This is a genomic window from Rothia sp. HMSC062F03 (assembly GCF_001836905.1).
In the GTDB taxonomy this organism is placed as follows: Bacteria; Actinomycetota; Actinomycetes; order Actinomycetales; family Micrococcaceae; genus Rothia; species Rothia mucilaginosa_A.
The window spans coordinates 448659-460048 of the sequence record NZ_KV830861.1; the positions used below are offsets into that span (position 1 = coordinate 448659).

Genomic DNA, 11390 nt, shown 5'->3' on the forward strand with positions numbered 1-11390 from the left:
CGTCACGGTAAGAAGTCAACAGGAGGTCCTTTGAAGATCGCGGTGGTAGAAGTCCGCTCATCATCAAGGACCTCGACCTCTACCCACAACCCCCGACCAATACCTGGTCACCCACACTCAACTCGGAAGAGCCGGAAATAGCCTTCGTGATAGCGGAATAAAACGAAGGTGTGGAACTTGCAAGGACCGATCTCAAACTGGGATTCGATAGAACAGTTTAGCAAACGCTGACTTCGCTTTGCCGTCACTTGGAAACCTATCCGTTGGAAGTGCAGCTATCCTCACATACGCTTTTCCAAGTGAAGTATAGCTATGCACGTTTCACCGACGTTAGTAAAAACCCCGAACTTATCGCAGCCAACAGAAACCCGGTAGAAAATATATAGGAGCCAAAGGTGGCGCCTTTTAAAATCCAAGTCGTGGGAACGACAGCAAACAAGATCGGTGAGTTCGCAAAATCACCTGTGCTAATCGGAAGACCTGCCACCACAAAAAAGATGATAACAATCCATGAAACTAATGAAGTAGTCCAAAGCCGAAGCGCAAAACAGGCCAGAGTTAGCACAACCGAAGAGAAAACAAGTACTAAAGCAGTATGACTCGACAGTCGCTCATTAACAAGCTCGCCAATGATAGAGACATAAAGCAGACTCAAACAAAGGTTAACTACTTGTGCGAGAAGCAGCGATTTAGCAATGAACCGGAGCAGAACTTTATCGTGAATACTAAACGAGACGTACGAGGCAGGGACCTTAGCATGCGACAAAGCTAGACCTGCCGTGGCAATTGGGAGCATGATGAGTAACGCGGATTGCGCTACGGCAATGGTATTTCCATAACGGAGAAACAGCAGCGGAAGAACTAGTGCACCGAGATAAGCGATCGTGACCCAACGAATGATTGCAATTCGCTCGATAGAACACAAAGACTTCATTTTCTTACTGCTCCTTTACTTCGAAACCTAGCCACAAGAACATAGGTAATAATTAGGATTGGTACCGGGATAAGCGCAGAGAAACCGAAATTTGATTGCTCCTGGATATCTACGAACGAGATTGCGGTACCATTGAGATTCAGCCCTACGGAGTGGAGGGCGTTTGATATGTATGGGGTAGCATTGTCAGCTAGGTTACCGGGTAGCACTATCCAGAAGTACAGAAGAACACCTGAAATTACCGCGGCAGTCGGAGGTTTTGAGAGACTTTCTAATGTCGAGTAGATCAGAGCAATTAGTATACTTTGGAAGGTAAGAAAGCAAAGCAGGGTTGCTAGCCCAGAGTGCATTTTCGAACCAGACAAAACCATTGTTAGATCGAATAGCAGCACACTAAGTAGGTTTACAAGAACTATTGAAAGTGTTCGACAGATGGTGCGTAGGACGCTAGGCAACCAGGCAATGTATACCTGCTGAGGCAAACCCCCGTAGTGGACCTTGGAAACCCTAGCATCAAGTATAAAGAGTAATGCGAGGGAAATTAGTGGCTGCGTTCCAGTAAAGAAGAAGCTGTATCCCCCTGTTATTGGAGTTCCGCTTGCCTCACTTGAAATCCATGCACCGAGGAATAGTGACGCCATTGAGCCCAAGATAGCCGCGAGAAAATACCAGATGTTCCAATAGTAAGTAAGCAAAGCACGGATAGCTGAAGTAATTCGCATGGTCCTACCCCCGGTGATATAGGTCCGCGAGATTCACGCCGTTGAGGTCGGGGATATGCAAAGCTTTGCCGTTACGAACTACGACACACTCATCCGGGACGCCTTGAATCTCATGGAGGAGGTGCGTTGATATTACAACGCAGTTCCCTTCGTCCCGATAACGACGAAGCGTCGCAGACAAGGAGATCATGCCATCTGGATCCAAACCATTCTGTGGCTCATCAAGGAACAAAAATCTTGGTCTAGATAATAAAGCAAGACAAAGCTCCAGCCGTTCCTTCATGCCGGTCGAGTAGTCCTTGGCTTTCCGCCCGTGGGCAGCGCGGACGATGCCCACACTATCCAAGGCCGACTCAGGATCAACATCCAGACCCCAGAATGCCGCGACGACCTGTACATTTTGTTTACCGCTCAGATACGGAAAGTAGCTTGGATGGTCGATTGCAGCTGACATTTCGCTAATGTCTGTCTGATCGTATCTAATGTGGCCACTTATTGGTTTTATCCGACCAAGGATCGTTTTCATTAAGGTGGTTTTACCTGCCCCATTTGGTCCAAGGAGGCAGATTATCCTGCCAGTATTTAGCTGCAAGTTAATGCCGCTCACTACTGGGGAATTCTTGTACCCAACCGACAAATCAGTTACCGATATAGCTGGCATGGCCTACCTTTCAAAGAAAACGGCCCTGGAGGTAAGGCCTAGGATGCCTTCCCTCCAGGGCCGACTGCTGCGACAAAGCTACTAACCACTTGCAGCCAACAGAGATGCCGCAGCCGTTAGCACACTGGGCAGTGAAGCATGCAATGCCACCCGTCGGGCACCCAGGGGCGCACAGGAACTTCGAGGTGATGTGAGGACAAACAGCTTCCTCAACCTCTTCAACACGGGTGTCAAGGTCAACGGTGACCACGACTTCTCCAAGCTCTCAGAATCTGAACATATTCAGGTAACAGAAAGTTACCCGCACTGCTATGATACAACGATGCAAGATTAGTAGGGGCAACTTTCAGAATGTTCAGGTCGCAGGTTCAAATCCTGTCCCCGCAACGGATAACTCCCGATAGCTTAGCTATCGGGAGTTTTTTTATGCCCGGAATCGGCTGTGCTGTCGATTCTAGCTATGACCGTACGGTTCTTTACCCCGGCCCTTTGAATGTTCGGGCACTGACCGGTTGGATGCCGGCTTATACGGCCCCGATTTGATTGAGTTCCGATATGGCAGAGCGTGACCTGGCTGAGCGGGGAGAGGGCGTGTTGCACGCGATGGTTTGCACCCTGTATCGAACCCGGCTCGGCTAACCGGAGGGGTCTGCGCTGTGCGCAATGGTTTGCACCCCATGCCGTACTTGATGCGGCTGTCTCGGTATAGTCTCTTGGCGCAATTCATCTTGGCACAATTCATCTTGACGCAAACCGCCTCGGCGCAGTTACCTCGACATAGGCGTCTAGCGGGAGCTCCCCACCTGTCTCTGGGGGCTCTGTCGTCTCTAACTTGTTCCGAAATCTCGTGGTCGCAGATGGGTGTCTTGCTGGCCCTTATCCCCGTGCTCGTTGGTCGGTCCAGAATATCCCGCTCTTCTCCCTCCAGCTTCTCTTCTCCTCTTTCCAAATTCTCTGAGTTTGTCAGTCGGACCAGTAGTGATCGGATTGACGGTGGGGAAAAATTGGGGCTTCGGGGCGGCTCCTCGAAGGAGTTCGAAGGAGTCAAAATGCTTCCTTGTCGAGGCACTCGGAATCGTGCGCATGGAGGCCGGTGAGCTGCTATGAACTCCCCGAAAGGACATTTTTACCTCATGCCAGAACCGGAATATGCGATATGTTCTCTATATTCCCGGTTGAGAAATCAGTCGATTTACCCCGGAATTCTGCGGATTTTGGTGCAAAAATGGCTAAAAACCGCAAAAATTAACTCGGAAAGTGATTGTCCTCACAATAAAACTCTAAAGCCTGGAGTGAATGTTTTTGAATAGAGCTCAAAAAACGCTCAAAAACCGCGAAAAATCAAGGCAAAACCCCTCATTCAACCGTCGGTTGAACCCATGTCATTCTCAACTTAAACCTTAGAAAAAGTTTAGGCTTAGGGTTAGTATTTTGCGAGGGGGTAAAAATGCTCCAAAAAACCGTTAGAAAAGGCTTTTTGACCTGGTAGCTTTGAGTACATGGTTACCACGGTCCGCCGCGCAGGTCATCGGACTGACCCCGCACAAACCATCGCATGAGGACATCCCCGCCACGAGCACGGGATGGTGATGGACAAACCAAAGCGGTGCCAAAACCGCAGGCCGACCGCCTATAGGCTTCTCACCTATAGATCACCTATCACTCAACCACTCACGGGCGTTCACGCCCCAGAAACACCAACAACGAGGACACCCCATGGCACTTCGCCCCCGCACCGTTAAGGCAGGCTCTCTCGCGGCTATTGCCGTTCCCACCGTGCTCGGTAGCACCCTGCTGTCTCCCGCATCCGCGTTCGCTCCCGTCGTACAGGACATCCCCGGCGGCGCACCCCAGGGCTCGCTCTTTACCGCGACCGCCCAGTCTACTCTTTCGCAGGTGGCTGTGCAGGTTCGCCAGCAGGCTGAGGCTCCCGCAACCAACCAGGTCCAGCCCATCCAGCAGACCTACACCGCACAGGCAACTCAGGCAGCACAGACCGAGCAGGCTACTCCCGCAACCTTCCAGTCTGCGCAGACCACCCCCTCGGCACAGGCTACCCAGACCGCTCCCGTGGTCACCGAGCCCACTCTCTCGCAGGTTGCTAACGCCCAGACCGCTCAGGCGGCACAGTCCACCGTTGCCGGCAGCACCGTTCCCGCAACCCGCACCAACCAGACTTTCCTGTCCTACACCTCCCCGGCGGGCACCACCTCGCAGTACCACGTGTACGCGGACGGTGTGGACTTCTCCAAGCCCGTTGGCGTGGTCTTCTACTTCGATGGTGACTACTGGCGCAACGACCAGTCCAAGGTCTACGACCCCTCCGGCGAGCTGGCTCAGATGGCTGCCTCCGCTGCGGCACAGAACATGCTGTTCGTGCCCGTCATCTCCCCGGACACCAACCGTTACGATGCTGGCGTGACCTGGTGGGAGGACATGGACCGTAACGGCGAGTTCTTCCGCTCCTTCGCGTCTTCCTTCATCGCGGCTAACGGCGTGGACTCCTCCAACGTGTGGACCATGGGTTACTCCGGTGGTGCCGAGTTCATCACCTACGAGCTGAACACTAAGCCCCAGACCTGGCGCAATGGCGGTGGCTCCATCATGGTCGCCGGCGGTGGCCTGGACGAGGGCACCCCCTCCGCGGCGCTGAAGTCCCAGCCCATGTTCTGGTACGCAAACTCGAACGACGGCACCGGCGAGACCTACCCGCAGACCTGGAGCGCCCGCGGCGCCGTTGAGGGTGGCTACAACGCCTACCGCAACGCTGGCTACACCAACGCCTCCGCAACCGTTCTGAACGGCTCGGGCCACTTCGACTACAACTTCTCCCAGATCCTGAGCAACTCGCTCACCAAGGGTAAAGCAACCGCCGCCCCCAAGGTCGAGCAGAAGACCGAGCAGAAGCAGCAGAGCACCCAGCGTGCCCGCACCATGAGCTCCGCAACCTACCAGAGCTACACCTCCCCGGCGGGCACCACCTCGCAGTACCACGTGTACGCGAACAACCTGGACTACTCCAAGCCCGTCGGTGTGGTCTTCTACTTCGACGGTGACTACTGGCAGCGTGACGAGTCTAAGGTCTACACCCCCGACGAGGGCATGCTCGCGGCAATGGGCAAGATCGCTAACGCCCGCAACATGGTCTTCGTACCGGTCATTTCCCCGGACACCAACGCATCCGGTGACGGCATCACCTGGTGGGAAGACATGGACGCCAACGGCGAATTCTTCCGTTCCTTCGCGAAGTCCTTCGTGAGCGAGAACAACCTGGACGCTTCCCAGGTGTGGACCATGGGTTACTCCGGAGGCGCCGAGTTCATCACCTACGAGCTGACCGATCACAACACCTCATGGCGTCAGGGCGGCGGCTCCATCATGGTCGCAGGCGGCGACTCGGACGGATCGGTGGACGCTGACGCAACCACCAAGGCATCCCCGATGTACTGGTGGGTTGGCGCGAATGACACCTCCGGTAACACCAACCCCGTTACCTGGAGCGCACGAGGCGCCGTCGAGTCCGGCTACAACGCATACCTTGGCGCAGGCTTCTCTGACGCCCGCGTGAAGCTGATTGACGGCTTCAGCCACCACGACTACGACCTGCCGCACATCCTGGCCTCCTCGCTGGACTTCGCGGGCAAGACCCCCGCGCTGGGCTACAGCGACCTGTCCGACTCGAACCCGAACTACAACGAGATCAGCTGGAACTCTGATCACCGCATCATGCTCGGCTTCGCGGACGGCACCTTCCGCCCGAACGCATCGGTCAACCGTGCGCAGCTGGCAACCTACCTGTACCGCGTGGCTGGTCGCCCCGCCGTGAACGCACCGGCCGTTTCGCCGTTCAGCGACGTTCCGGTTAACCACCCCGCGTACAAGGAGATTTACTGGCTGAGCCAGCAGGGTATCACCGGTAGCGACTTCCGTCCTCTGGAAGCCGTCACCGAGTCCACCATGGCCGAGTTCATGTACCGTGCGGCCGGCTCCCCGGCACAGGCTCAGGGCGGCTACGCATCGCAGGCCCTGGCCTGGGCCGCCTCGAACGGCATCGGTACCGGCTCCACCTCTTCGGCAGCCATCACCCGCGACGCTATGGCAGGCTACCTGTACATCTACGCTAACTAAGGCGTACGGCCCCTAAAGCATAAAGAACCGCCCCGCTCCTTTTCAGGAGCGGGGCGGTTCTTGTATGTGACCTACAGGGAGGCGCCTATCGGCGCGCTACCGGATTAGAGGGTCTGGGTGGGGGTGTCGCCACCGATAGCAGGGGTCTGCTTTGCCTTCAGCTCGGCCAGGCGGGCGTCGAGCTCGTTCTGGCGACCCATCTCCTCCAGGGTGTTGAACTGTGCGTCCAGCGAGGAGGATGCCAGCTCCTGCTGACCAATGACGCGTGCCTCTTCGCGGCGGACCTTCTCTTCGAAACGGTAGATTTCGCTGGTCGGGTCCATCACGTCGAAGGCCTTCAGAGCGTCGTTGACCTGGCTCTGAGCGGTGGCGGTCTTCTGACGCGAGGTCAGTTCGTCGCGCTTGTACTTCAGCTCGTCGAGCTTGGTACGCATCTTGTCCAGACCGTCCTTGAGCTGGTTCACGACCTGGGTCTGGGAAGCCAGCTGGGGCTCGAGGGCCTGTGCAGCCTTCTCAGCCTGCATCTGCTTGCCCAGAGCAACCTTGGCGAGGTTGTCGAACTTGTCAGCGTTAGCGGTGTCGCCAGCGGTGCGAAGCTCATCTGCCTTGTTGGAGGCGGCCAGAGCCTTGGCGCCCCACTCCTGGGCTTCCTTGAGGTCCTCTGCGTGGTCCTTCTCCAGCAGTCGCAGGTTGCCGATGGTCTGGGCGACGGCGGCCTCTGCCTCACGGATGCTGTTGGTGTAGTCGCGAACCATCTGGTCCAGCATCTTCTGCGGGTCCTCGGCAGCGTCGAGCAGGGCGTTGATGTTTGCCTTCGCCAGCTGTGCGATTCGACCGAAGATAGTCTGCTTAGCCATGATTTCCTACTTTCTGTTCAACGGGCTGCGGGGGAGCGCCACGCTCCTCGTGAGCCGTGCCCGTACAACTTATTATGTGAGAGGTTTCTGGGCGTGGGCTGTGAAAACCATGCACGCCCGATGACCTCAATCTAAACTTTGGGTGAATTGGGTGAACTAGAAGCTACCGCCGTCGCCACCGCCGCTACCCCAGTCGCCGCCTCCGCCGCCACTGAAGCCGCCGCCGCTCCAACCGCCGTCGGAGGAGGAGCCGCCGGAGCTGCTGCCCCAGCTGTGGGTTGAGCCGGAGCCCAGGGTGTTCAGGATGGCGCCCAGCAGCAGGCCCTTCGCGAGGTCGCTACCCCAGCTATTACCGCCGCCACCGCTGGAGCGTTCGGAGAACTGGCCCATCTCGCGGGCGGCGCGGTTCTGCGCGTCGTTGGCCTGCTGAAGGGCCATGTTGGCCTCGTTCAGAGCCTCCAACGGGTTGGAGTTACGCATCCGGTTGGCGTTCATGAGGTGGCGTTCGGCTTCGGAGATCGCGGTCAGGGTCGTGGGGCCCACGGCGCCGCGACGATTATCGATGTACCCGCGGGCACCGGTCACCGCGGCGTGCGCGGAGCGGAGGGTGCGATCGAGGGTCTGGCTTGCCGCACGGGAACGGTCGCGGGTGGCGCGCATTTCCGTCATCGACTTGTCCAGCTCGCTCGAGAGCTGACGCAGCTGATTGGCCAGGGCCAGCGGGTCGTTCGGGCGGGCGGTGGAGCTCTGCGTCACCTGTCCGAGGACCGCTTCCATACCGGCAGCCACGGCGGCCAGGTCGGAACGACCCTGGGACATGGCCAGGCTCTTGGCCTCGGCCACGTCGCGCTGAATACTCAGCAGGTCGGTACTCAAAGCCTCCTGAGCCGCGTTGAGCTCGTTGTTGCGGTTCGTCACCGCATTGGACAGCGCGAGAATTTGTGCCGAGGCTTCCTCGGCAGAGCGCAGGTGCGCAACGGCCTCGGCTCGGTTGGTATCCACCAGCTGCTGTGCTTTCTGAAGCTCATCGGTGCACAGAGCCAGGTTCGATTCCAGCAGAGCAGCGGTCTTCGAGATGGGCTCCAGAGCCGAGGGTAGGTAGCGTTCCTTCATCTGGGCGTATCGGGCGGAGCACTCCGCCACCGTGCTACGCACCTGCGGGAGGTGCTCGTTCAGCGCAGCGATGGCCTGGGGGGCCTGCTGCTCAAGGTCGCGCATCTGGGCCAGCTGAGCGTCCTGCTCCTGCGAGATGCGGGCCACGGCCTGGGAGTTATCGATAATCTCGCTCAACCAGGCGCGCTGCTCCGCCTCGGTGTCGGGAATACTGTCGGTCAGCAGCTGCTGACGCTGGAAGGAACGGCGCATCAGTTCTTCGGCGCGGGCGATTTCCTTCTCGAAGCGGGCGACCTGCTGATCGCCGTACTGGGCGCGTGCAAACTCCAGCTCCTGCTTGGCGCGACTCATCGTGGTGTCGGCCTGTAGCAGGGCGCTACCGGCGCGGGTGCGCAGCTCTTCCAGAGGAATCTCCGGGACCTGCGGACGCGGAACCGGGCGGGGAGCGTTATAGGTGTTCTGCTGCGGGGCGTTTTTGCGACGCTTACGGCGACGAGCCGCGTACACGCCACCACCAACGGCAGCCACCGCACCGACTCCCAGCACACCGGTCACCACGCTCGAAGAGCTACCGCCCTTCTGAGCCTCGATACCCTCGACCGCGGCCAACGCTGCGCCAGAGTAATCGCTGTTCTGCAGCTTCGGCTTGATGTAGTTCTGGTACACCTTCGTCTGCTGATCGCTCGACAGGGTCTTCGTGCTACCGGCCAGGAAATACGCCTGGCGGCTTTCGGTGGCAATCACCAGCACAACGTCGGCCGAGCCCCAGTTGTTCTTCGTAGCCAGGGCCTTGGTCCACGCCTGGGAACCCGAGGGGTTCTCAAACTTATCGATGGTCACCACGTGCAGGTCCACGTTGTGCTTCTTCGACAGAGCCGAAATCTTGGAACTCAGCGTGGAGGTATTGCCCAGGGAATTCGTGGTGTCGTAGATGCGGGTACCGGTAATCTGCATGGGGTCAGCGGCCTGTGCGGCCGAGGGGCCGGCTGCGGTAAAGAACGCCGAACCGGCCGGGGCCACGACGGAGGCGAAGGACAGACCTGCTGCCAGCGCTGTGGCACCCACTACGGTGCGTAGGCGCGGGCGCTGACTGCGAGAGTAACGCGCGGGGGCGTGGTTGGTCATGCTATTTCCTCCGTTATCGTGACGTATTTATGTGCTCGTTCGTGCAGGTAGCGGTCGTTGCGTACCCTCAACACCGGTCACACTATTAGTGTAACCGCGGCCCCGCGGTCAAGGCCCGATGATACGAAGCCTTCAGCGAATATGACCCGAATATTGGAACTCTGTTTACTGATCGTTTACTTTGACCGTTAGCGGTGAGAATCCCTTGCCTGCTTGCGATTCATAAGAAGGTAATGCGGGACGCCCCGAGCATCCGAGCCGTACACGGTACTCGTCTTCCCGTCGGAGACGCTCACCGTAGATACGAGCGCGCAGCCCCGCATCTTGGCGGTGCTCAGCCTTCTCTCACCATCACGGATGAGTTCCTGAGCCTGCTCCCACGCGTCGCGGAGCGAGGGGAAAGCACCCGCCGCAACGGGGCGGGAAGATTCGCGAGCCTCGATGAGGTCTTCCAACGCCTCAACGGTGTGAAGCACCCCAACGCTCCCGGTATCGTCTGCGCACGGGCCACAAGCGGTGCGTTCGATGAGAGAAAGAGGAAGGTACCCGTCGCACGTGACGAGCCAGGTCAGTTGCCTCTGCACGGTATGTAGACGTACCGTCTGGCGGAGTAGACGTACGTGAGCCCGCAGCAGAGGGAGGGGAATCTGCTCGGGACGATCCGGGGACGCGGAGCCGGGATTTGCGAGCAAGAGCCTCCCCTCGTAGTGCAGGAAACGGATGATATCGGGGAACCCCGTTAGCGATTGGATGCGCTTCCCGATTGTGATAAGGGAATAGGGACCGGGATGGTCCCAATCCTCTACATGGTTGGGAATCATGATTGGCTGTTCCGCGGTCTTAGGGTCGTGCCGGGCCAGCAGGCGAAGGTCGGCGGTCATCTCCTCGATGATTCCCTCACCCTCAAGCGTGAGGATAAGGTTCATCGCCTCGATGGTCTCGCGCACATGAATGTCTAGCACGGCCGCGAGGAACTCGGCGTCCTGCAACTGTAGGCGTGCCGCATCGAGACTCTCCTCGAGAGTGGCTTGCATACCCGTCAGCTCAAACTCGTTCAGATCTTCGACGCGCAAAAATCGGGTGATGCCGTCCCGACCGGTGCGGTAAAACGGATCGGTGAACTTCAATACGGACTGAACTAGCAGCAGGGCCTGCTCGCGCAGAGCAGGAAGAAGATTCGTAGCGTATTGAATCGTGGCATCCCAGAGCTTTCTGCTCTCATCCTTTTCACCCAGCCCACCGCCATTCGACGCCTTATACTGCTGAGCTCGGTTAGCCAGTACCGTTTGGGAGAGATCCACCGCGAGATCGTAATTTTTCCGCTCCGCGAAGGCCTCCAGCTTCTGCGCGCTCTCGCGCAGGTAACGCACCGCGTGGAGACGGTTGTTCACATCAGCGGGCGGGGTATCCTCCAGCAGACGGCTACGGAAGGTGCGCTCGAAGCACCGCTCCGTCTCCGTCACCACTGAGGACGCCAATGCGAGGGAACGGTCTCGGGCGTACGCAAAGGAATCCGGCTTTCCTTCGAGGTTAGCGAGGGAAGCGTAGTACTTCAGGGCTTCGCTAAGCCGCATGCGGTTCTGCTCAATGGACTGCTCCAGCTCGGTCGCGAGAAGCTCCTTCGACGCGTTCGGCGTCTGCTTTAGGGAGCGCAGGGGAGAAACCTGCGCACGCTCAAGCGTCTGCAGGTTCAGCACGGCGTGCACGAGGTAGTTTTCGAGGGCTTTGACCTGTTGCTGCCACGAATACTGGTCAAGGGGCATGATTGCTAACGGCTCCCACTAGCAGACGCTGCGAGAGTAGCGCGCGGGGGCGTGGTCGGTCATGCTATTTCCTCCGTTATCGTGACG

Annotated in this window: 7 protein-coding genes; 1 reads left to right on the top strand and 6 read right to left on the bottom strand. The window is 58.2% G+C overall.

The window, feature by feature from the left end; all coding sequences use genetic code 11:
- Positions 1–310: 310 nt before the first annotated feature.
- The 3 genes from HMPREF2674_RS01885 to HMPREF2674_RS09655 all read right to left on the bottom strand — a co-directional run bounded on the left by HMPREF2674_RS01885 (position 311) and on the right by HMPREF2674_RS09655 (position 2567).
- Positions 311–934: a hypothetical protein gene (locus HMPREF2674_RS01885; RefSeq protein WP_005505326.1), complete on the bottom strand. Its 624-nt coding sequence runs from the start codon at positions 932–934 to the stop codon at positions 311–313.
- A 726-nt stretch (positions 935–1660) separates the two neighbouring features.
- Positions 1661–2263: an ABC transporter ATP-binding protein gene (locus HMPREF2674_RS01890; RefSeq protein WP_246826147.1), complete on the bottom strand. Its 603-nt coding sequence runs from the start codon at positions 2261–2263 to the stop codon at positions 1661–1663.
- Between the two features lie 64 nt (positions 2264–2327).
- Positions 2328–2567: a gallidermin/nisin family lantibiotic gene (locus HMPREF2674_RS09655; protein WP_005505332.1), complete on the bottom strand. Its 240-nt coding sequence runs from the start codon at positions 2565–2567 to the stop codon at positions 2328–2330.
- Between the two features lie 1466 nt (positions 2568–4033).
- Between HMPREF2674_RS09655 and HMPREF2674_RS01895 the strand changes: the two genes are divergently transcribed.
- Complete coding sequence (locus HMPREF2674_RS01895) at positions 4034–6445, top strand: S-layer homology domain-containing protein (RefSeq protein WP_070824663.1); 2412 nt, start codon at positions 4034–4036, stop codon at positions 6443–6445.
- Between the two features lie 104 nt (positions 6446–6549).
- Here HMPREF2674_RS01895 and HMPREF2674_RS01900 read toward each other — a convergent pair whose 3' ends face one another.
- The 3 genes from HMPREF2674_RS01900 to HMPREF2674_RS01910 all read right to left on the bottom strand — a co-directional run bounded on the left by HMPREF2674_RS01900 (position 6550) and on the right by HMPREF2674_RS01910 (position 11303).
- Positions 6550–7302 carry a PspA/IM30 family protein gene (locus tag HMPREF2674_RS01900; RefSeq protein ID WP_049343949.1) on the bottom strand — a complete coding sequence of 251 codons (753 nt, stop codon included), beginning with the start codon at positions 7300–7302 and terminating at the stop codon, positions 6550–6552.
- 156 nt (positions 7303–7458) lie between these two features.
- Entirely contained in the window at positions 7459–9540 is a 2082-nt protein-coding gene (locus HMPREF2674_RS01905) for a TPM domain-containing protein (RefSeq protein WP_070824664.1), read from the bottom strand.
- A gap of 188 nt (positions 9541–9728) precedes the next feature.
- Positions 9729–11303, bottom strand: coding sequence for a hypothetical protein (locus HMPREF2674_RS01910; protein WP_070824665.1), 1575 nt, complete (start codon positions 11301–11303; stop codon positions 9729–9731).
- Positions 11304–11390 lie beyond the last annotated feature (87 nt).

What these genes read in the sequence shown, in the direction of transcription:
- HMPREF2674_RS01895 (WP_070824663.1), top strand. Translation starts at nt 4,034, where the DNA reads ATGGCACTTCGCCCCCGCACCGTTAAGGCAGGCTCTCTCGCGGCTATT.
- HMPREF2674_RS01905 (WP_070824664.1), bottom strand. Translation starts at nt 9,540, where the DNA reads ATGACCAACCACGCCCCCGCGCGTTACTCTCGCAGTCAGCGCCCGCGC.
- HMPREF2674_RS01885 (WP_005505326.1), bottom strand. Translation starts at nt 934, where the DNA reads ATGAAGTCTTTGTGTTCTATCGAGCGAATTGCAATCATTCGTTGGGTC.
- HMPREF2674_RS01900 (WP_049343949.1), bottom strand. Translation starts at nt 7,302, where the DNA reads ATGGCTAAGCAGACTATCTTCGGTCGAATCGCACAGCTGGCGAAGGCA.
- HMPREF2674_RS01910 (WP_070824665.1), bottom strand. Translation starts at nt 11,303, where the DNA reads ATGCCCCTTGACCAGTATTCGTGGCAGCAACAGGTCAAAGCCCTCGAA.